Source organism: Bradyrhizobium sp. WSM4872, from assembly GCF_055811715.1.
Genome location: NZ_JBVVPT010000010.1, coordinates 125,007 through 143,632, shown reverse-complemented (window position 1 = coordinate 143,632; position 18,626 = coordinate 125,007). Strand labels below are relative to the sequence as shown.

Annotated in this window: 21 protein-coding genes and 1 pseudogene; 11 read left to right on the top strand and 11 right to left on the bottom strand. The window is 64.3% G+C overall.

From position 1 onward, the window contains the following. Position 1 precedes the first annotated feature (1 nt). Positions 2 to 898: an MBL fold metallo-hydrolase gene (locus AC0L3C_RS16610; RefSeq protein WP_473408493.1), complete on the bottom strand. Its 897-nt coding sequence runs from the start codon at positions 896 to 898 to the stop codon at positions 2 to 4. Positions 899 to 970: 72 nt separating this feature from the next. Next, a complete protein-coding gene (locus AC0L3C_RS16605) occupies positions 971 to 1,615 on the bottom strand; it encodes a DsbA family protein (RefSeq protein WP_473257344.1) in 645 nt (214 codons plus the stop codon). A gap of 110 nt (positions 1,616 to 1,725) precedes the next feature. On the opposite strand from AC0L3C_RS16605, the gene AC0L3C_RS16600 reads away from it, so the two are divergent. Continuing rightward, on the top strand, positions 1,726 to 2,625 hold the full coding sequence (locus tag AC0L3C_RS16600) for a LysR family transcriptional regulator (RefSeq protein WP_473257346.1): 900 nt from the start codon (positions 1,726 to 1,728) through the stop codon (positions 2,623 to 2,625). Positions 2,626 to 2,640: 15 nt separating this feature from the next. Here the strand turns inward: AC0L3C_RS16600 and AC0L3C_RS16595 are convergent, their stop codons facing one another. Then, complete coding sequence (locus AC0L3C_RS16595; protein WP_473408492.1) at positions 2,641 to 3,543, bottom strand: HNH endonuclease; 903 nt, start codon at positions 3,541 to 3,543, stop codon at positions 2,641 to 2,643. 148 nt (positions 3,544 to 3,691) lie between these two features. Next, the gene (locus AC0L3C_RS16590; RefSeq protein WP_473408491.1) at positions 3,692 to 4,588 is read right to left on the bottom strand and encodes a LysR family transcriptional regulator; all 897 of its coding nucleotides are present in this window, start codon (positions 4,586 to 4,588) and stop codon (positions 3,692 to 3,694) included. A 266-nt stretch (positions 4,589 to 4,854) separates the two neighbouring features. On the opposite strand from AC0L3C_RS16590, the gene AC0L3C_RS16585 reads away from it, so the two are divergent. From AC0L3C_RS16585 to AC0L3C_RS16565, 5 genes and pseudogenes are all read left to right on the top strand, one after another. Beyond that, positions 4,855 to 5,589: an SDR family NAD(P)-dependent oxidoreductase gene (locus AC0L3C_RS16585; protein WP_473408490.1), complete on the top strand. Its 735-nt coding sequence runs from the start codon at positions 4,855 to 4,857 to the stop codon at positions 5,587 to 5,589. Between the two features lie 50 nt (positions 5,590 to 5,639). Continuing rightward, positions 5,640 to 6,392, top strand: a complete 753-nt coding sequence (locus AC0L3C_RS16580; RefSeq protein WP_473408489.1) for an SDR family NAD(P)-dependent oxidoreductase — start codon at positions 5,640 to 5,642, stop codon at positions 6,390 to 6,392. A gap of 28 nt (positions 6,393 to 6,420) precedes the next feature. Further along, positions 6,421 to 7,020, top strand: a complete 600-nt coding sequence (locus AC0L3C_RS16575; protein ID WP_473408488.1) for an NADPH-dependent F420 reductase — start codon at positions 6,421 to 6,423, stop codon at positions 7,018 to 7,020. Positions 7,021 to 7,105: 85 nt separating this feature from the next. Beyond that, complete coding sequence (locus tag AC0L3C_RS16570) at positions 7,106 to 7,516, top strand: nuclear transport factor 2 family protein (protein WP_473408487.1); 411 nt, start codon at positions 7,106 to 7,108, stop codon at positions 7,514 to 7,516. Positions 7,517 to 7,599: 83 nt separating this feature from the next. Further along, positions 7,600 to 7,761 (top strand): annotated as a pseudogene (locus tag AC0L3C_RS16565) (class I SAM-dependent methyltransferase); the annotation flags it as partial. Between the two features lie 134 nt (positions 7,762 to 7,895). Here the strand turns inward: AC0L3C_RS16565 and AC0L3C_RS16560 are convergent. Both AC0L3C_RS16560 and guaA read right to left on the bottom strand, forming a co-directional pair. Continuing rightward, the gene (locus AC0L3C_RS16560) at positions 7,896 to 8,285 is read right to left on the bottom strand and encodes a hypothetical protein (RefSeq protein ID WP_473408486.1); all 390 of its coding nucleotides are present in this window, start codon (positions 8,283 to 8,285) and stop codon (positions 7,896 to 7,898) included. 17 nt (positions 8,286 to 8,302) lie between these two features. Further along, a complete protein-coding gene (guaA, locus tag AC0L3C_RS16555; RefSeq protein WP_473280993.1) occupies positions 8,303 to 9,901 on the bottom strand; it encodes a glutamine-hydrolyzing GMP synthase in 1,599 nt (532 codons plus the stop codon). Positions 9,902 to 10,050: 149 nt separating this feature from the next. Here guaA and AC0L3C_RS16550 point away from each other — a divergent pair, with 149 nt between their 5' ends. The 3 genes from AC0L3C_RS16550 to AC0L3C_RS16540 all read left to right on the top strand — a co-directional run bounded on the left by AC0L3C_RS16550 (position 10,051) and on the right by AC0L3C_RS16540 (position 11,461). Next, positions 10,051 to 10,422, top strand: a complete 372-nt coding sequence (locus AC0L3C_RS16550) for a nuclear transport factor 2 family protein (protein ID WP_473408485.1) — start codon at positions 10,051 to 10,053, stop codon at positions 10,420 to 10,422. Between the two features lie 238 nt (positions 10,423 to 10,660). Continuing rightward, positions 10,661 to 10,993, top strand: a complete 333-nt coding sequence (locus AC0L3C_RS16545) for a DHCW motif cupin fold protein (protein WP_219683300.1) — start codon at positions 10,661 to 10,663, stop codon at positions 10,991 to 10,993. 258 nt (positions 10,994 to 11,251) lie between these two features. Then, a complete protein-coding gene (locus AC0L3C_RS16540) occupies positions 11,252 to 11,461 on the top strand; it encodes a cold-shock protein (protein WP_007592195.1) in 210 nt (69 codons plus the stop codon). 207 nt (positions 11,462 to 11,668) lie between these two features. On the opposite strand, the gene AC0L3C_RS16535 is transcribed toward AC0L3C_RS16540, so the two are convergent. Together AC0L3C_RS16535 and AC0L3C_RS16530 are read right to left on the bottom strand one after the other, a co-directional pair. Next, complete coding sequence (locus AC0L3C_RS16535) at positions 11,669 to 12,970, bottom strand: RsmB/NOP family class I SAM-dependent RNA methyltransferase (RefSeq protein WP_473408484.1); 1,302 nt, start codon at positions 12,968 to 12,970, stop codon at positions 11,669 to 11,671. A 34-nt stretch (positions 12,971 to 13,004) separates the two neighbouring features. Beyond that, the gene (locus tag AC0L3C_RS16530) at positions 13,005 to 13,427 is read right to left on the bottom strand and encodes an MAPEG family protein (RefSeq protein WP_473257380.1); all 423 of its coding nucleotides are present in this window, start codon (positions 13,425 to 13,427) and stop codon (positions 13,005 to 13,007) included. A 169-nt stretch (positions 13,428 to 13,596) separates the two neighbouring features. Between AC0L3C_RS16530 and AC0L3C_RS16525 the strand changes: the two genes are divergently transcribed. Together AC0L3C_RS16525 and AC0L3C_RS16520 are read left to right on the top strand one after the other, a co-directional pair. Then, positions 13,597 to 14,268: an acriflavin resistance protein gene (locus AC0L3C_RS16525; protein WP_473408483.1), complete on the top strand. Its 672-nt coding sequence runs from the start codon at positions 13,597 to 13,599 to the stop codon at positions 14,266 to 14,268. A gap of 70 nt (positions 14,269 to 14,338) precedes the next feature. Continuing rightward, positions 14,339 to 15,181, top strand: a complete 843-nt coding sequence (locus AC0L3C_RS16520) for a metallophosphoesterase family protein (protein ID WP_473408482.1) — start codon at positions 14,339 to 14,341, stop codon at positions 15,179 to 15,181. Positions 15,182 to 15,197: 16 nt separating this feature from the next. On the opposite strand, the gene AC0L3C_RS16515 is transcribed toward AC0L3C_RS16520, so the two are convergent. The 3 genes from AC0L3C_RS16515 to guaB form a co-directional block, all read right to left on the bottom strand. Further along, complete coding sequence (locus tag AC0L3C_RS16515; RefSeq protein ID WP_473257384.1) at positions 15,198 to 15,488, bottom strand: hypothetical protein; 291 nt, start codon at positions 15,486 to 15,488, stop codon at positions 15,198 to 15,200. Positions 15,489 to 15,637: 149 nt separating this feature from the next. Beyond that, the gene (locus tag AC0L3C_RS16510) at positions 15,638 to 16,660 is read right to left on the bottom strand and encodes an NADP-dependent oxidoreductase (protein WP_473257386.1); all 1,023 of its coding nucleotides are present in this window, start codon (positions 16,658 to 16,660) and stop codon (positions 15,638 to 15,640) included. A gap of 120 nt (positions 16,661 to 16,780) precedes the next feature. Continuing rightward, on the bottom strand, positions 16,781 to 18,271 hold the full coding sequence (gene guaB / locus AC0L3C_RS16505) for an IMP dehydrogenase (RefSeq protein ID WP_473408481.1): 1,491 nt from the start codon (positions 18,269 to 18,271) through the stop codon (positions 16,781 to 16,783). Positions 18,272 to 18,626: the final 355 nt, after the last annotated feature.

Below are 18,626 nucleotides of genomic sequence, written 5' to 3'. Positions count from 1 at the left end.
CTCAGCCCCACTTCATCTCGCCGGTGGCGACCTTGGCGCCGATGTCGAGCGCAACGCCCATGCCGAGGCCGGGGAAGCGCGCTTCCATCGCCGCCTTGAGCGCGGCGGAATCCTTGGCCTTGGCCAGCTCTTGGTCGAAGGCCTTAAGGTAGGTGATGGTGTGCTCGACACCGGACAGATCGGTCTTTGCATCTACCGACAGATGGCCGGGGACGACGATCGCCGGCTTGCGCGCCGCGATCTTTTCGAGATTGGCGATCCAGGCGGCACGCTGCTCCCTGGTCGGCGTGTCGGCGATCCAGACATGGACGCCGGAGAAGATCAGCACGCCGCCGAACACCGCGTTGAGCGAGGGAACGAACAGATAGCGCCGGTTGACCAGGCCGTCCGCGCTGACGATCTCGATGGTCCCGCCGTCCACGCTGAGCGTCTTGCCGTCAAACGCCTCGGGGATGACCACATCGGCGAGCACCTGCGGGCCGTTCGCCTTGAGTTGCGGCCCCCAAACGGCAAGCTTCTTTTCGACGCTGGCGTTAATGGCCGCCACAGTTGCGGGCGCCGCGAGCACGCGGGCCTCCGGGAACGCCGCCTTGATGGCGCCGAGGCTGAAATAGTAATCCGGGTCCGACCGGCTGATATAGATGGTGGTGAGCTTCTTGCCGGTTGCCTTGATGGCGTCTGCGACAGCCTTGCCATCTGACAGCGTGAAGCCGCCATCGATCAGCACGGCTTCGCTCGGCCCGGACACCAGAACGGGAGCCCGGAAGAAGCCGTTCGGTCCTGCGGGAAAATGCTTCCAGGCGAGCCCGCCGGCGGCATGGCCGAGGCCTGCGGGTGCGAAGATGGCGGCAGCGCCTGCGGCGAGAGTGGTTTTCATGATGGTTCTCCTTGTCGGCATGCTGGTCTCCTGGTGCTGGTCTGGGATCGCGAAATGAAAGCTGGATGGTCCGGTCTGTGTTGATCGCTGCGCTCAGGCCGCCTTCAGTCCGTCGACAAGGACGTCGAGGCTGCCGAACAGCGCGCTTGCTTGCACGAGGCGGCGATCATGGCGCGTCCCGACGATGAGGGCCGGGACGCCGTTGGCGCCGAACCGGCGCATCTCGGCACGCGCAGCCTCGAGGCGCGCGCGATACGCGGCGATCAACGCGGCGTCGGGCGTTGCCAGACGCGCGGCAACCTGCGGCAAGTTCATCGCGCGCAGTACGTCCGACAGCACGGACATGTCCGTGCTGTCGCGGCCTCCGACATAGCGGACGAGTTGGAAGGCCTTCAGCGCCGCGAACTCCCGATCGGGTGCCGTGAGCGCAACAGCCGTGAGCGCCAGTGTTGCCGGGCCGGAATCGAACAGGCGCGTGCGGTCGCCCAGCACATCGCGGCGATAGGCTTCGCTGAAAGGCTGGCCGCTCAAGCGCGAAATCCGCTGGTCGTTGGTCCAGGCATAAGCGGCAAAGCCGTCGTCCATCGGACGGGCGCCCTCGCCGGCGAACAGGCCTGTCGGCGCAAGTTGGACCGCGAAATCTGGTCGGGCCACGAGCTGTTCGAGCAGCGCGGCGGCGCCGTAGCACCAGCCGCAGAGCGGATCGAACAGGTAGGTGACATGAATGGGCGCGGACATGGCGATCTCCTTGAAATGCAATGTGGCACGCGCGCATTGGTAGATAAATATCAACAAAATATACAGAATGTATGGTATTGGCTGACAATAGATCTGACCGGACGAACCAAATGAACCTGAACCGACTGGCCTATTTCGCAGCCGTCGTGGACACCGGATCCTTCACGCGGGCCGCCGAGCGGCTCGGCATCACCAAGGCCGTGGTGAGCCAGCAGGTGGCGCAGCTGGAGCGCGATCTCGGCACCAGTCTTCTGGTGCGCACGACGCGCCGGGTCCATCCGACCGAGGCGGGCCGCATGTTTCATGCGCGCTGCGTCATGATCTTGCGCGAAGCGGAGGATGCCTTCGACGAGCTCGCGCAGGCGGCCGCCGCGCCGACCGGCACATTGCGGATCACGGCGCCTAACGACTACGGCACAGCCGTCGTCGTTGCCGTCGTCACGGCCTACGCGGCACGCTATCCCAACTGCCGCGTGGAGTTGACGCTCGAAGATCAGACGGTCGACCTCGCCTCAGGCCAGATCGACATGGCGATCCGTGTCGGCTGGCTGGTCGATTCCAGCCTGCAGGCGCGCAAGATCGGCGCGTTCCGGCAATGTCTGGTCGGCGCTCCCGCATTCACGGATCGGATCGCCGCCGCGCGCGATCCCGACGATCTCGCGACGCTCCCGTTCGTCGCCAACATGGCGCTGCGCGAGCCGCTGCTGTGGCAGTTCTCGCGCGGCGATCTCGACCGACGCGCTGTGCGCCTGCAGGCCAGCATCGCCATCGACACGACGCCTGGGGTGCTCGCGGCCGTGCTCGCCGGCGGCGGCCTTTCGGTGCTGCCGGATTTCCTGGTGGCCGACGATCTCGCGGCCGGGCGCCTCATCCACATCCTGCCGCAATGGCAACTGCCATCCGGCGGCATCCACACGGTCTACCCGGCGGCTCGATTCCGCCCACCCAAGGTGACGGCGTTTGTGGAGATGCTGATCGCGGCTCAGCGACGGGCGGGTTCGGTCGAATGAGCCGCACGGCTTTGCTTATTGTTTGAAACAATGCTCGCGGTGCCACTTCAAGAAATGCGGATGTGGCCGATCCGACGCCCGGCGCGGCGCAAGCGCACGCCCCGTCTTGTTGATGATCGATTGCACTCCCCCCAGATCATTTGTCTGGCGCGAGATCAATATCTCCAAATCATCCGCGAAGCTGATGAGACCACGATCGAACATCCAATGTGCGGTGCCCGAAAGAGCAACCCCGTTGCTGATGATGTCCGGCCCGTTTGCCTCGACGGGTCGTATGTGAGCCGCCGCGACCTCCGCGCGCCCCATTCCATTGATGAGCTTGAGGCCGGTGACGGCGCAACGCTCGTCGTAGGCGCGGAGGACGACCCGGCGAAACACTCGATCGCGCAGAATTCTCGAAATCGTCACGCTAACACGGTCGCGCTGCTGCTCAATCGCGAATGGCACCTGAGGCTGGTCGTTAAGCTCGAGCAATGGGAGGTCGCCGTCGCGCCGTGGCAGCAGCGGCGCGTTCTCCGCGAAACCAAGCTCGCATATTCTGTTGAAATCGTCGGAAGAGATTGGGCGGACTGCGGACTGAGCGCGTCCTGAAATCCGTCCCTGCTCGTTAAGGACGCCGCGCTCTACTGGACCTGTCGGTCCATTGAATGGGACTGGATTGGCAAAATCGAGATAGCTTCCGGGTTCAATCAAAGCGAGAAACATCCCGGAAGTACCGGGATCGGGAACAACCTGCTGAACCCGAGCGATTGCAAAGTAACCGCGCGTTTCAGCAACCTTGCTCGGTTCGTAATATACTATCCAATCGCCGATGCAGGCTTCAACGCGATGAAGATATTGACTGGGAAATTGGTACTGCTCAGCGGGGCTGTCATCGTAGATCGAGTCCAATCGATGGATGAATACCCCAAATCCCATGATCTAAGCGGCGCTGCCTCTCCAGGAAACAACACCCAGCAACGCTGGTTCAATAGCAGTCACAACCCTACTCCCACTCGATTGTTCTGAAGCACGATAACGCATTGATCTGTCGAGGCCAACCTTTACGCCCGTGACTTGCCGCGCGTCAGTCGCGCGCCACCGACAGCCCCGCCAGCAGCGGCGCGTACGCGGCGAGCCTGCGGGATACGAACTCGGTGAAGAGCCGCACGCGCTTGGTCTTGCGCGTCTCTCCCTGTGTGAGGAGCCAAACCGTGCCGTACATGTGCAGGTCGGTGCCCGGCACTCGCACCAGCAGCGGGTCGGCATCGCCGACGAAGCACGGCAGTGTCGTGATGCCGAGCCCTAGCCGGACCGCAACGATCTGCGCCCCGGCGTCCGTGACCCTGAATGGAACGCCCGTGGTGCGAACCTCACCCGCGCTGGCCCAGTCCGGGATGCCGTGACTGCTGATGACGATCCAGCGGATGGGATCAGGCGCGCCGGCACGCCACGCGGCCAGCCGATCCCTGGACGTGTAGACGGCGCCGAACAGCTCCGGTCCCTTCACGCCGTGAAGATTGAGCGGCAGGGTCTTGCGGTCGTAGACGACGCGGATCGCGACGTCGGCCTCCCGGTTGGTCAAATTGACCAGCTCGCCGAACGACAGGATATCCATCTCGATATCAGGATGCAGACGCGCGAAGTCGGCGAAATCAGGCATCAGCAAATGTGTCGTGAGCGGCGGCGCCAGCGTCACCCGCAGACGCCCGCGCACACTCTGGTCGCGCCCGAACACGCGCGTCTCCAGCTGGTGCGACGACGCTTCCATCTGGTCCGCGAATTCGAGGACCTCCTCGCCCGCAGCCGTCAGGCGGTAGCCCGAAGGCAGTTTTTCGAACATCTGGACCCCGAGGCGTTCCTCGAGCTGGGCGATGCGTCGCAGCACGGTCGCGTGGTTCACGCCGAGGCGCTCGGCGGCCGCCCGCACCGAGCCTCCGCGCGCGACGGCCAGAAAATAGCGAACGTCGTCCCAGTCGATCATGGTGCAATCCCGCACCGCGCGGCGCGCCTTCCAAGCCGTATCTGGATGCCTAGTACAGCAGTACGGGCGTTCATCATAGCCGGTTTCGGCCGGCAGGACCCATTCCGAACGGCGGACACCCCTCGTCGCGGCTGGCGTCAGTCGCCCAGCCGGATCGATTTCGCACCACCGATGTGCACGCTTCCGCACTCAACGCCTGACGCCGCCGGACCTATCTCGGGGTCGTCGGGGGCAGATGCTGTCCCGACACCACGACAGGAGAAATCATGGGAAAGCTCGACGGCAAGGTTGCGGTCATCACGGGTGGCGCGACCGGCATCGGCCGCGCCGCGGCAAAGCGCTTCATCGAGGACGGCGCTTTCGTCTTCATCTTCGGCCGCCGACAGCAAGCGCTCGACGCGGCTGTCACCGCGCTTGGGCCCAATGCCCGCGCGGTGAAGGGCTCGGTCTCGGATGAGGCCGACCTCGACCGACTCTACGCGGCGGTGAAGGCCGAGCGCGGAACCCTCGACATCGTCTTCGCCAATGCCGGCGCGGGAAGCCAGCTTGCGCTCGGCAAGATCACTGCCGCGCACATCGACGAAACCTTCGACACCAACGTGAAGGGGACGATCTTCACGGTGCAGAAGGCGCTGCCGCTGATGCGCCGGGGCGGTTCGATCATCCTGACCGGATCGAGCGCCGGCACCACGGGCGCCCCGGCCATGAGCGCCTACAGCGCCAGCAAGGCGGCCGTGCGCAACCTCGCGCGGACCTGGGCGGAGGACCTGAAAGGCAGCGGCATCCGGGTCAACGTGCTGTCGCCCGGAGCGACCGCGACCGAACTCGCGAAGGAAGCGCTGGGCGAGGAAGGCCAGAAGGTCTTCGCCGCGATGACGCCGCTGCAGCGGATGGCCGATCCTGCGGAGATCGGGGCCGTGGCTGCCTTTCTCGCCTCGTCGGACAGCAGCTTCATGACCGCCAGCGAAGTCGCCGTCGACGGCGGCCTGGCACAACTCTGATTCCGGGCGCGGTCTCGCGCCTGACCCACACACAACGAAAGAGAAAGATCATGAAAAAACTCGAAGGCAAGATCGCAGTCATCACCGGCGGCAGCAGCGGGATTGGGTTGGCCACGGCCAAGCGTTTCGTGGACGAAGGTGCGCACGTGGTGATCACCGGGCGACGCGAGAAAGAGCTGAAGGAGGCCGCAGCCTTTATCAAGACAAACGTTACGACAGTTGTCGGCGACGTGTCGCGCCTTACCGATCTCGATCGGCTCTATACCGTCGTGAAAGAGAAACATGGTCACATCGACATTCTCTTTGCGAACGCGGGCGCAGGAACGATCGCACCGCTCGCAGGAGCGACCGAGGCCCATTTCGACCAGACCTTCGACGTCAACGTGAAGGGGCTGTTCTTTTCGGTGCAGAAGGCCCTCCCCCTCTTCAGGGACGGCGGTTCGATCATCCTGAACTCTTCGGTGTCGAACGTGAAGGGACTGCCGGGGTTCAGCGTCTACGCCGCCAGCAAGGCGGCGGTGCGCAGCTTCTCGCGTGCTTGGACGCTGGAGCTGAAAGACCGCAAAATCCGCGTCAATACGATGAGCCCCGGGCCAACGGAGACCCCGGCCCTAGCGACAACGACGGGCTTGACCCGCGAGCAAGCCGAGCAAGCCGCCGCCGGATTTGCTTCACAGGTCCCGATGGGTCGCAGGGGCAAGCCGGAGGAAATCGCGGCTGCCGTCACCTTCCTCGCCTCCAATGAAAGTTCCTACATCACCGGCGTGGATCTCGCCGTCGATGGCGGCATGGCGCAGGTCTGACCGCCATCGACAAGATCGGAGAAACATCATGAGCTACGCGATTATCGGCTTCGGCCCTATCGGCCAGGCCCTGGCCAGGGCGTTTGCCCGCAATGGCATCGAGGTGTCCGTTGCAACCACGCGCGACCCCGAAAACTTTGCATCCGCCGCGGCCGCGATCGGACCCACGATCATTCCCAAAAAACTGGCGGACGCCGTCAAGGCGGACATCATCTTCTTGGCGGTCCGTTTCGAGTCGCACCAGGATGTCACGAAGGCGCTGCCCACCTGGCAGGGCAAGACCATCATCGATGTGACCAACGCCTACGGCGTGCCGCCTGAGAAACTGGCAGGACAACCTTCGTCCAAGGCCGTCGCGCAAGCCTTCACCGGCGGTCGACTGGTCAAGGGCTTCAACCATTTGGGTGCTGCCGTGCTTGGTCAGGATCCGGCCGTCCATGGCGGCAGGAGAGTCGTGTTCCTGGCGAGCGACGATGACGCTGCCGCAGCGGAGATTGGCACGCTTGCGGAAAAGCTCGGCTTCGCGCCGATCAAACTCGGCGGGCTTTCGGAAGGCGGACTGCTCGTGCAGGCGCGCGGAAACAGCTGGGGCCACCTGATCTTCAAGGATTTGGTCAAGTTCGGCTGACGAACACGACGTCCCCACCCTTGGGGATACGACACACGGGATCGGATCGCGCGCGATCCGATCCGAGCGAGATGGAGAAATTCCCATGAGTATCGAGAAGAACATCCAGACCGTGAAAGACTTCTTCGCCGCGATCGGCCGTGGCGACAGCGAGGCTCTGCTGGCGCTGATCACTGAGGACATCGAGTGGATCATCCCCGGGGAGGACTGGCCGCTGGCCGGAACGCATCGCGGGCACGACGGGGTGACGGATCTGGTGGAGACGGCATCCAAGTCGATCGAAACGTCCACCGAACCCCGGGAGTTCGTCGCGCAAGGAGACCGGGTCCTGGTCGTCGGCTTCGCGACGGGAAAGATCAAAGCCACGAGCAAGACGTTTAGGGACGACTGGATCTTCGCCATCACCGTTCGCAACGGCAAACTGACGAACATCCGGGAGTACGTCGACACGCAAGCACTGGCGCAAGCCGCGCGCGCGTCGAATGCCCAAGCCTAAAGGAGATCCAGATGTACGACCAATCCAAGCTGTCCGAGTTGATCCGGTTCGCACGCATCCGTGCGGGCTCCACCGTCATCGACGTTCGCAAGGAGGTGGAGGCGGCCGGCTTCGTGCTGGACGCGGAAAGCACCCTGCTCGCGAACAAGGACGATCCGCACACGATCAAGGTGTTCGATCCCGCGATCAAGGGCAAGACCGATCACTTCGCCTATCGGTTCGTGAAGCCGAGAGAGAGATCGTAGGGCGGACTATAAAAGCGTAACCCGCCATCTTGCGCGCGACTCGGCGAGAGAGGGCGGATGACGCCTTGCGGCTAATCCGCCCTACGCATCCGCCGCGGGTCAATTGCAGGTCTTGAGCTTTCGGTGCAGCCGGATCACTTTTTAGGCGTGCCGGCAGATGGCAGCTCTGCCGACCCGCCGATTTTGTTCGCGACCACGTAGACGTCGACGCCGCTCATCGAGCATTCCTCGCTCGATGCCTGGTTTTTCGTGATGACCTCGATCGTCTTGCCATCCTCGGTGTGAAACGTGATGTCGTAAACCTGCTGGTAGAGGTCTTTACCGATCTTTTCGGACGCGAGACGAACGGCCTTGGTCTGCGCCTCGATCACCGACGGGATATCAATCAGGCCGGCGTTCTTGAGGTGCACGAGGGCCATGTTCGTGGGCCAACTCGCGCAGTCCGGAGACTTCGCCAGAGCCGCCGCAGCCGGCATGGCAAAGACCGCGGCCATCACCGCTTTCAACGCGGCGCGCATCAGCATGCCTCGGTCTCTAAAAACTACTCCCACTCGATCGTCCCGGGCGGTTTGCTCGTCACGTCGTACACCACCCGGTTAACGCCCTTCACCTCGTTGATGATGCGCGTGGCGGTCTCGCCGAGAAACTTCATGTCGAACTGGTAGAAGTCCGCGGTCATGCCGTCGGTGGAGGTCACCGCACGCAAGCCCACCACAAAGTCGTAGGTGCGACCGTCGCCCATGACGCCCACCGTCTTCACCGGGAGCAGCACGGCGAATGCCTGCCAGATGTCGTCGTAGAGGCCGTGCTTCCTGATCTGGTCGATGTAGACCGCGTCGGCCTTGCGCAGGATGTCGAGCTTCTCTCGTGTGATGTCGCCGGGGCAGCGGATGGCGAGGCCGGGGCCCGGGAACGGGTGGCGGCCGACGAAGATTTCGGGCAGGCCGAGCTCGCGGCCTAGCTTGCGGACCTCGTCCTTGAAGAGCTCGCGCAAGGGCTCGACCAGCTTCATGTTCATGCGCTCGGGGAGACCGCCGACATTGTGGTGCGACTTGATCGTCACCGAGGGGCCGCCGGTGAAGGAGACGCTCTCGATCACATCGGGATAGAGCGTGCCTTGCGCCAGGAAGTCGGCGCCGCCGATCTTCTTGGCCTCCGCTTCGAACACCTCGATGAAGAGGCGGCCGATGGTCTTGCGCTTGGTTTCGGGATCGGTGACGCCTTCGAGCTCGCCGAGAAATTGCTTGGAGGCATCCACGTGCACGAGCGGGATGTTGTAATGGTGGCGGAACAGATCGACCACGGTCTTGGCTTCGTCGAGACGCAGCATGCCGTGATCGACGAACACGCAGGTGAGCTGCTCGCCGATCGCTTCGTGGATCAGCACGGCCGCGACCGCGGAATCGACTCCGCCGGAGAGGCCGCAGAGCACCCTGCCCTTGCCGACCTGGGCGCGGATCTTGGCGATCTCCTCCTCGCGGAAGGCGCGCATGGTCCAGTCGCCGGAAAGGCCGGCGATCTTGCGGACGAAATTGCGGATCAGCTTGGCGCCGTCCGGCGTGTGCACCACTTCCGGGTGGAACATCAGGCCGTAATATTTGCGCGTCTCGTCCTGGATGATCGCGAAGGGCGCGTTCGGCGACGTGCCGGCCACCGAGAAGCCCGGCGGCATCTTGGTGATGCGATCGCCATGGCTCATCCAGACCTGATGTTTGCCACCGAGAGACCAAGTGTCCTCGAACAGCTTGCTCGGCGCCTTCACCTCGACATCGGCGCGGCCGAATTCGCGGTGATGGCCGCCCTCGACCGTGCCGCCGAGCTGCTCCGCCATGGCCATCTGGCCGTAGCAGATGCCCATCACCGGCACGCCGGAATCGAAGATCGCTTGCGGGGCGCGGGGCGAGCCCGCCTCATGCACCGATTCAGGCCCGCCGGAGAGAATCACCGCCTTCGGCTTCATCTCGTTGAAGGCCTGTTCGGCCTTGTTGAACGGGACGATTTCGCAATAGACGCCGTCCTCGCGCACGCGACGCGCAATGAGCTGCGTCACCTGGCTGCCGAAGTCGACGATGAGAATCTTGTCGTGCGCCGAGGCCACTGAGGGCGTCGACGCGGAGCGGTCGGTCTGTGCTGCTGTCATGGCAAGCAAATACGCGACCGCGCCCCTGCCCGCAACCGCGCGGGCCGCGCGCCCACATTCTTCTTTGGGCATGGACAAATCGATATAGGTAAGTATTATTGACCTAATATGGCCCGTCACTCATTTAAGGGCCAATCAGGGAGAACGCCATGCCACACCATCATCAGCCGTCGAATCTCGCCGCGCTCGGCCGGACCTGGGTCGAGGCTTGGAACGCCCGCGATCTCGAACGCGTGCTCACGCTCTATGCCGACGACGTCGTGATGACCTCTGACCGCATCCCCGTGTTGGGCTTCGATGAAAGCGGCACCGTGCGCGGCAAGGATTCGTTGCGCGCCTATTGGGGCAAGGCGCTCGCCCTGTTGCCGAACCTGCATTTCTCGCTGATCGAATTGTTCGTCAGCCCTGATAGCATGGTGGTGCTCTACGAGAACGAGCGCGGCAAGCGCATCTGCGAATATCTGCGGGTAAATGCGGCCGGAAAGATCGTGCAGGGGTCGGCGAATCATACGGTGCATTGAGCGGTGCCAACTACCCACCACTGTCATTCCCCGCGAAGGCGGGGAATCCAGTACGCCGCGGCTTCTCCGTATCACAGCGCGGCCTCTGGAATACTGGATCGCCCGCCTTCGCGGGCGATGACAGCGAGAGTTAGGCGCGAGCATGCCCCAAGCGCTTCAGTGCGGGCGCAGCAATGACGGAGACTGTGGCGGGCGCATACGCTAACAACACCGCCGCCGGCACCAACAGGACATCAGCATGAAGCTTCCCACCTCCCCCTTCACCGTCACCGACTGGAGCAAGGTCGAGCCGACCATCCATCCCGGCGAGACCGGGCAAGCGCAGTGGCGCACGCTCAATATCGGCGATCTCCGGGTGCGGATGGTCGAGTATACGCCGGGGTATCTCGCCGATCATTGGTGCGACCGCGGCCACGTGCTCTACGTGCTGCAGGGCGAGCTTGACAGCGAGCTGCGCGACGGCCGCAAGTTCAAGCTCACGGCGGGGATGAGCTACCAGGTCTCGGATTTCGGCGATGCCGCGCACCGGTCCTCGACGGCGACGGGGGCGACGCTGTTTATCGTCGATTGAGCGCCCCGGAAGGGTTAATTTGCACCGCAAAATAGCAAAATCCGGCGACATCCCGAGCGGCGGGTGGTGCCTTGAAGTGGCCCCAAAATCTCGCTATATTGTGATCATCGATACTTGGCCGAACGACTGGGCCGCTTCGCTTCGTTGCTGACGGGCGCGCACGCTTCAGATGATTTCTCCAACATCGACTGATCAGGATTATGGGCGCAATAGTGCGTACCGGTCCGCGTGTTAACTTCTTAAGCAAAGGAAATCCCCATGGCTATGGGCACCGTGAAGTGGTTCAACAATCAAAAGGGTTTTGGTTTCATTCAGCCGGATGACGGCGACAAGGACGTGTTCGTGCACATCAGCGCTGTCGAGCGCGCTGGCCTCTCGACCCTCAACGAAGGTCAGAAGGTCTCGTTCGACATCGTCGCCGATCGTCGCAGCGGCAAGTCCTCGGCCGACAATCTCCGCGTCGGCTAAAGCCCGCGCACCGTTCTGACCACGGACGTACCGGCAGAACGCAGACTTAGAAAACCCCGCGACCGGGTTCCGGTTCGCGGGGTTTTTGTTTGGGATCCCGTCATTCCGGGGCTCGCGAAGCGAGAGCCCGGAATCCATTCGGCCGCGGAGACTGCCGAGCGATGGATTCCGGGCTCGCCCTGCGGGCGCCCCGGAATGACCGTGAGATCAACCCGCCTTCTTCAAGACCGAGACGAAGAACCCGTCCGTCCCCGTCCGCCGCGGCGTCATCAGCCAGCCTTCCGGCGATTGCAGCGCGGCTTGCGCAAACTCCTCCGCCTTGTCCCAGAGCACGCTCGCGGTCTGCTCGGGCGGCACCACCGCGAACTCGGGATGGCGGCCGATGAACGCCCTCACCTGCTCGCCGTTCTCCTCTGAGAGCACCGAGCAGGTGATGTAGGCGATGCGGCCGCCGGCCTTGACCAGCGGAACCGCGCGCTCGAGCACCTCGGTCTGGTCCCGCAAGCGAATCTCCAGCGCGCCGGGGCGCATGCGCCATTTGGCATCGGGGTTGCGGCGCCAGGTTCCGGTTCCCGTGCAGGGCGCATCGATCACGACGAGGTCGGCGGTGGCGCTGATCTCGGCCAGCGGATCGGCCTCACCCTTGGGCGTGCGCACGTCGGCATTGTGGACGCCGGCGCGCGACAGTCGTTCGTGAATGGGCGCAAGTTGCCGCTTGTCGCTGTCGGTCGCGATCAGCCGGCCCTTGCCCTGCATCATCGCGGCGAGCGCCAGCGTCTTGCCGCCGGCTCCCGCACAGAGATCGATCACCTGCTCGCCGGGTTTTGCCGCGGTCAGGGCAGCTGCAAGCTGCGACCCCTCATCCTGCACTTCAATGGCGCCCTTGATGAAATCCTCTTCGGCCTGGATGCCGGGGTTGCGCGCATCGGCCGAAAGCTCGATGCGCAGCCCGGTTGTGGACCACTGCGTCGGTTTCGCATGAAGATGAGCAAGCGCCCCCAGCACCTTGTCGGGATTGGATTTTAGCGTGTTGACGCGCAGGTCGAGCGGCGCCCGGCTCGCCATCGCGGCCGCCTCCGCGACGCGCTCGTCGCCGAACGCCTTTGCCAGATACGGATCCAGCCATTCCGGATAGTCGCCGGCGATCGCGGCCGGGGCACCTTGAAGCGACCGCGAGGCGAGCGCGGCCTGCTCGGCCTCGGTCAAGGGCGCCGGAGCAAAGCGGCTGCCGTCGAACAGCGCGGCCATGGTCGCGATATCCATGTTGCGCTCGAGGCGAAGCATGCCGATCAGCCGAGCACGCGCGGTGTCGGAATCCATCAGGTAGGCGCTCGAGGCATAGCGGCGCAGCACGTCCCAGACGAGGCCGGCAATGGCGGCGCGGTCGCCGGAGCCGGCGAAGCGGTGCGCGGTGCCCCACTCCTTCAGCGCCTTGGCCGCGGGCACGCGGTCTTTCTCGATGGTGTCGATCAGTTCGATGGCTGCGGACAGCCGGGCAGCGGGAGTCATTTGAATCTTTCAGATCAGGATCGGCGAGTAGCGCCTAGATCAGCAACAGCATTTTCAACGCGAAGTAGATCCACATCGCGAGCAGGACAAGCACGCCGGCGAGCCAGATCGTGGAGCGGCGGCCAAGATTGTTTGAGGAGACGAAGATTCCGGCATGGACGAAGCGCGTCACCACGAACACCCAGGACATCAGCACGATGAACAGATCGGCATGGCGCAACGGGAGCGCCAGCGCGATCAGGGCGTAGAACAGCACCGGCAGCTCGAACTGGTTGCGGTAGCAATTGGCGATTTGTGTGGCGCCCTTGGGCCAGTTGGGCTCGCCGAGCGCAACGTCGCGGCTCTTGGTCTCGCCGGAGACGAGCGCGCGCCGGCGTCCCATCGCCATGGCGATCAGGAGCGCGAAGGTGAGACCGACCTGCACGAAGACCGGCAGCAAAACCATTTGAATGGACATCGGAATTTCCCGGGATTTTCCCATCCGGCGGAAGGCACAGCTAGCGTCCCTTAGCGGTCACCGCTGGTCCTGACAATCAACGAGTTGAACCGGCGTTCCCGATGAGGCGACCAACTGCCGACAGTTAAAGCGATTTTGGCCCCTCGGGGGCGCAAGGCGAGAGACCGCCATGAACACCCTCTTCAGCCAGTTCGCCAGCCTGAGCGGCGCGTTGACCGAGTCGGCCGACGGCCAGTTCGGCATCCTGATGTCGGCGCTGGCAGGCATCGCGACGGCGCTCGCGGTGGCGCTGGCGATGACGGTCTACTTCCGCATGAGCTATCGGACCTGGCGCGATGTCCTCAGGCATGGCCTCGCTGCGCTCGCCGCCCTCGCTCTGTTCGCTTTTGCCGCCTACGACATGCGCCATGCCGCGCTGGCCTATCTCGGCCTCAATCCGTCAAAACCCGCGGTCGAGTTCGAGATCCGCATGCCCAAGGAGACCTTGGCGGCGGCGTCCGACACCCAGATTGAGCTGCATACCGACCGAAACCAGACGCTGGCACTGGTCGAGGGCGTGCGGGAGCTCGGTGATGGCCGCTCCGTGCTGCGCGGCGCGGTGGTGCTCAACCACCGCACTGCGGACCGCGTGCTGGTCGTGAACCTGCCAGGCAAGGGCACCTTCGAATTTCGCCTCCGCCTGCCCGCCGAGCCGCATCGCTCCGAGCAGTTCGGTCCTCAGTTCGGTCCTCAATTCGGTCCTCAATTCGGTCCTTGGCACCTCGCCGATCGCATCGCCTCGCCGCTGGCAAGCCCGGTCGCGCCGCAGGACGCCTACACGATCCGCTATCGCGTGCTTTAAACATTGTTCGATCGCTGACCGCGGGTGCGCCGTCATCGTTCCGACGTCGGGCGGCGCTTATGATCAATCCATGTCCGTATTTCGCCTGACGCAGATCTCCGACACCCATCTCGGCCGGCGCTTCCCCGGCCTGATCGCCAACTTCCAGGCGCTGAGCGCGCATATCGACACCGATAGGCCCGATCTCGTCGTCAACACCGGCGACGTCTCGTTCGACGGGCCGACCAGTCGCGACGATGTCGAATTCGCCAAGGGCCTGCACGATGCCCTGCCCGTCGCCTGCCGCTACATCCCCGGCAATCACGACATCGGCGACAATCCGACCGCGATCGGCCCTGCGCCGAAGCCGCCGGTCGCGGAAGCCCATCGCCAGCAATTCCGCGAGATCATCGGCGAGGACCATTGGTCGTTCGAGGCCGCGGGCTGGTGCTTCATCGGCCTCAACTCGCTGGTGATGAATTCAGGGCTCGCCTTCGAGGCCGAGCAGTTCGATTGGCTCGCCTCGGAAGTTTCGCGCGCGAACGGCAAGCCGATCGCGCTGTTCGTGCACAAGCCGGTATTTCTCAACGGGCCCGACGACCCCGAGACGCCGGAGACGTCGATCCGCTACGTGCCGCAGCCGGCCCGCGCGCGGCTGATCGAGATGTTTGCACATGTCGACCTGCGCATCATCGCCAGTGGTCACGTGCACCAGCGGCGCGACTTCACCTGGCGCCACACCCGCCACGTCTGGGCGCCGTCGGCCGGCTTCAAGATCAACGATGCGCGCCAGGACCGGATCGCGATCAAGGAGGTCGGCCTTGTGGAGTACCGCTTCCAGCCCGACGGCTTCGAGGTTCGCCACGTCAGGGCCGCCGGCCAGGTCGACATCGATATCGAGGAGCTGCTCGCCCAGATGGACGGCGAGCATTAGCGCTTCCCATGGCTGCTCAAGCGACGCTTTTGAGATCCTGCTGGATCGCTGCAAGCAAGGACTGCAGCGCGTCGCTGTTCACCGGCTTGGCCCCGGTGTTGGCGGGCTGAACATTGGCAGGCCGCGCGGCTTTGACCGGACGCTTGGGGAATGGCGGCGCGGGCATCGCGGATTGCGGGAACGCGCCAGCGTCCTCGGTGTGAACGAACTTGCCATGGATAACGTCGTCGCGACGGCCCATGACAAACATCGTCGCCCAATAACCGGCGGCCAGCAGGATTACGCAGAAAACAACAAGCTCTAACATCATCGCACCTGAAATATGCGCAATGATTCAATGCCTTCGCCTGCCCGTCAATGAACCGACGGTCACACCTGCGGCTTTTACGGGCGGGTGTGGCCGATCGGTCACTCTTTGTTAACCATACCGGCTCCCGAGGGGCCGAGAACGGCGGATCAAGCCCTATCCGGCCCGACCCGCACCAGCTGCTTGCCGAAATTGGCCCCCTTCAGAAGCCCCATGAAGGCGTCGGGCGCGCTCTCCAGGCCCTCGGTGACGAACTCCTTGTACTTGACCTTGCCCTCGCGGACCCAGCCGGACATGTCGCGCAGGAAGTCGCCATGGCGGGAGGCGAAGTCGGAGACGATGAAGCCGCGGAAGGTCAAGCGCTTGGTCAGGGTCGCGCGCATCATGCTGGCGGCCCATTTCGGCGGCTTCGCTTCAGTGTCGTTATAATGGGCGATGAGGCCGCAGACGGGTACGCGCGCAAACGCATTGAGCAGCGGGAACACAGCCTCGAACACGGCGCCGCCGACATTCTCGAAATAGACGTCGATGCCCTTCGGGCAGGCGTCCTTCAGCTTCGCCGCCAGATCGGGATCGCGGTGATCGATGCAGGCATCGAAGCCGAGCTCCTTCACGACGTAATCGCATTTGTCCTTGCCGCCGGCGATTCCAACCGCGCGTGCGCCCTTGATTTTCGCGATCTGTCCCACGGCCGAACCGACCGCACCGGAGGCACCGGCGACGACGACGGTCTCGCCTGCTTGCGGCTTGCCGATATCGAGCAGGCCCGTGTAGGCGGTCATGCCGGGCATGCCCAGCACGCCGACGGCCGTCGAGATCGGCGCGAGCTTCGGGTCGATCTTGTTCAGCCCCTTGCCGTCGGAGATCGCGTGCGTCTGCCAGCCCGCGCGCGAGAGCACGATGTCGCCCTTGGCGAAGTTCGGATTGTTGGAGGCTGCGACCTCGCAGACCGTACCGGCTTCCATCACGCCGCCGACGGGCACCGGGGTTGCGTAGGACGGACCGTCGCTCATGCGCCCGCGCATATAGGGATCGAGCGAGAGCCAGATCGTGCGCAGCAGGACTTCGCCTGCGGCAGGCGTAGGAACCGCGAATTCCTCGATGCGGAAATCGGACGGCTTTGGCTCGCCAACGGGACGCGCGGCGAGAACGATGCGTTTGCCTTGGGACATGATGGCTTCCTCCAGATTGCTTTGTCGCAATCATTTAGGAGGTGGATGGGAATGAAGCAAACCCAACAGGCGCTGTCATGCCCCGGTCGAGCCAGGGCATGACAGCGGAATGTGGAGCGCCTAACCCCCGCCCGGATAGTTCGGCGCCTCGCGCGTGATGGTGACGTCGTGGACGTGGCTTTCGCGCAGGCCCGCGCCCGTGATGCGGACGAACTGGGCCTTGTCGTGCAGGTCCTTCATGTCCTTTGCACCGACATAGCCCATCGCGGCGCGCAGGCCGCCGGCTAGCTGGTGCATGACGTTGCCGACCGGGCCCTTGTAAGGCACCTGGCCCTCGATGCCTTCGGGCACGAGCTTGAGCGTGTCCTTGATGTCCTGCTGGAAGTAGCGGTCGGCCGAGCCGCGGGCCATCGCGCCGAGCGAACCCATGCCGCGATAGGCCTTGTAGGAGCGGCCCTGCCACAAGAACACTTCGCCTGGCGTCTCGTCGGTGCCGGCGAGCAGCGAGCCGACCATCGCGATGTCGGCACCGGCAGCGAGCGCCTTGGCGAGGTCGCCGGAGAACTTGATACCGCCGTCGGCGATGACGGGGATGTCGGACTTCTTCGCCGCCTCGACCGCATCCATGATCGCGGTGAGCTGGGGAACGCCGACGCCGGCGACGATGCGCGTGGTGCAGATCGAGCCCGGGCCGATGCCGACCTTGATGCAGTCCGCGCCTGCATCGATCAGCGCCTGCGCACCCTCGGAGGTCGCGACGTTGCCGGCAACGACCTGCACGGAATTGGACAGGCGCTTGATGCGGTTGACCGCATGGAGCACGTGACGGGAATGGCCGTGCGCGGTGTCGACCACGACGAGATCGACGCCGGCGTCGATCAGCCGCTCGGTACGCTCGAAGCCGCTGTCACCGACCGTGGTGGCGGCGGCGACGCGGAGGCGGCCCTGCGCGTCCTTGCAGGCCAGCGGATGGGCGACCGCCTTCTCCATGTCCTTCACGGTGACCAGACCGACGCAGCGATACTGCTCGTCGACCACGAGCAGTTTCTCGATGCGGTGCTGATGCAGCATCCGCCGCGCCTCGTCCTGGCTGACATTCTCGCGCACCGTAACGAGACCTTCATGCGTCATCAGTTCGGAGATTTTTTGCTGGCGGTCGGTGGCGAAGCGGACGTCGCGGTTGGTGAGGATGCCGACCAGCTTGCCCGGCGTGGACTTGCCCGCACCGGTGACGACGGGAATGCCGGAGATGCCGTGATCGCTCATCAGCTTGAGCGCGTCGTCCAGCGTGGCGTCGGGGCTGATGGTGAGCGGGTTCACCACCATGCCCGACTCGTAGCGCTTGACCTGCCGAACCTGGGCGGCCTGCCCTTCGGGATCGAAATTGCGATGGATGACGCCGATGCCGCCGGCCTGCGCCATGGCGATCGCCATGCGGGCTTCGGTGACCGTGTCCATGGCGGAGGCCATGATCGGGATGTTGAGCGGAATGGCGCGGGTGACGCGAGAGCGGATGTCGACCTCGCCCGGCATGACGTCCGACAGGCCCGGCTTCAGCAGCACGTCGTCGAATGTGAGGGCTTCGCGAATGCCTTGTTGCACCGTGGCCATGTGCCAACTCCTTCCGCGGCCCTGCCGCAAATAGCTATGGATGAGCGCCGCCCTCGGCGTACCTTGCGGCAACGCCGGAGAATCGGAGCCCATCGGTGGGGTTGACGCGGGTCGATAGCACGGGCGGGCGACGAATCAAAGCAATTCGGACCGCCGGCCAGCCATGCACAGGCTTTTTGGGCAAATTCAGCGGGGGATAGCCTCGCGGTGCCTCCTACTGGTGAACGGCGTCCCCCCGTGCCGGCCGATCATCGTGATCTCCGGTGAAGGGCGCACCCACCCGGGGTCACTCAGGATTTAGGTGCCATGCGTCGATCCGCAATGGTCGCGGCCCGGTGGCGGTGATAAGCCGCAA

What these genes read in the sequence shown, in the direction of transcription:
- AC0L3C_RS16530 (WP_473257380.1), bottom strand. Translation starts at nt 13,427, where the DNA reads ATGTCCATTCAAATGGTTTTGCTGCCGGTCTTCGTGCAGGTCGGTCTC.
- AC0L3C_RS16585 (WP_473408490.1), top strand. Translation starts at nt 4,855, where the DNA reads ATGGGAAAGCTCGACGGCAAGGTTGCGGTCATCACGGGTGGCGCGACC.
- AC0L3C_RS16575 (WP_473408488.1), top strand. Translation starts at nt 6,421, where the DNA reads ATGAGCTACGCGATTATCGGCTTCGGCCCTATCGGCCAGGCCCTGGCC.
- guaA (WP_473280993.1), bottom strand. Translation starts at nt 9,901, where the DNA reads ATGACAGCAGCACAGACCGACCGCTCCGCGTCGACGCCCTCAGTGGCC.
- AC0L3C_RS16610 (WP_473408493.1), bottom strand. Translation starts at nt 898, where the DNA reads ATGCCGACAAGGAGAACCATCATGAAAACCACTCTCGCCGCAGGCGCT.
- AC0L3C_RS16605 (WP_473257344.1), bottom strand. Translation starts at nt 1,615, where the DNA reads ATGTCCGCGCCCATTCATGTCACCTACCTGTTCGATCCGCTCTGCGGC.
- AC0L3C_RS16560 (WP_473408486.1), bottom strand. Translation starts at nt 8,285, where the DNA reads ATGCTGATGCGCGCCGCGTTGAAAGCGGTGATGGCCGCGGTCTTTGCC.
- AC0L3C_RS16515 (WP_473257384.1), bottom strand. Translation starts at nt 15,488, where the DNA reads ATGTTAGAGCTTGTTGTTTTCTGCGTAATCCTGCTGGCCGCCGGTTAT.
- AC0L3C_RS16580 (WP_473408489.1), top strand. Translation starts at nt 5,640, where the DNA reads ATGAAAAAACTCGAAGGCAAGATCGCAGTCATCACCGGCGGCAGCAGC.
- guaB (WP_473408481.1), bottom strand. Translation starts at nt 18,271, where the DNA reads ATGGCCACGGTGCAACAAGGCATTCGCGAAGCCCTCACATTCGACGAC.
- AC0L3C_RS16570 (WP_473408487.1), top strand. Translation starts at nt 7,106, where the DNA reads ATGAGTATCGAGAAGAACATCCAGACCGTGAAAGACTTCTTCGCCGCG.
- AC0L3C_RS16545 (WP_219683300.1), top strand. Translation starts at nt 10,661, where the DNA reads ATGAAGCTTCCCACCTCCCCCTTCACCGTCACCGACTGGAGCAAGGTC.
- AC0L3C_RS16520 (WP_473408482.1), top strand. Translation starts at nt 14,339, where the DNA reads ATGTCCGTATTTCGCCTGACGCAGATCTCCGACACCCATCTCGGCCGG.
- AC0L3C_RS16535 (WP_473408484.1), bottom strand. Translation starts at nt 12,970, where the DNA reads ATGACTCCCGCTGCCCGGCTGTCCGCAGCCATCGAACTGATCGACACC.
- AC0L3C_RS16540 (WP_007592195.1), top strand. Translation starts at nt 11,252, where the DNA reads ATGGCTATGGGCACCGTGAAGTGGTTCAACAATCAAAAGGGTTTTGGT.
- AC0L3C_RS16600 (WP_473257346.1), top strand. Translation starts at nt 1,726, where the DNA reads ATGAACCTGAACCGACTGGCCTATTTCGCAGCCGTCGTGGACACCGGA.
- AC0L3C_RS16550 (WP_473408485.1), top strand. Translation starts at nt 10,051, where the DNA reads ATGCCACACCATCATCAGCCGTCGAATCTCGCCGCGCTCGGCCGGACC.
- AC0L3C_RS16590 (WP_473408491.1), bottom strand. Translation starts at nt 4,588, where the DNA reads ATGATCGACTGGGACGACGTTCGCTATTTTCTGGCCGTCGCGCGCGGA.
- AC0L3C_RS16595 (WP_473408492.1), bottom strand. Translation starts at nt 3,543, where the DNA reads ATGGGATTTGGGGTATTCATCCATCGATTGGACTCGATCTACGATGAC.
- AC0L3C_RS16525 (WP_473408483.1), top strand. Translation starts at nt 13,597, where the DNA reads ATGAACACCCTCTTCAGCCAGTTCGCCAGCCTGAGCGGCGCGTTGACC.
- AC0L3C_RS16510 (WP_473257386.1), bottom strand. Translation starts at nt 16,660, where the DNA reads ATGTCCCAAGGCAAACGCATCGTTCTCGCCGCGCGTCCCGTTGGCGAG.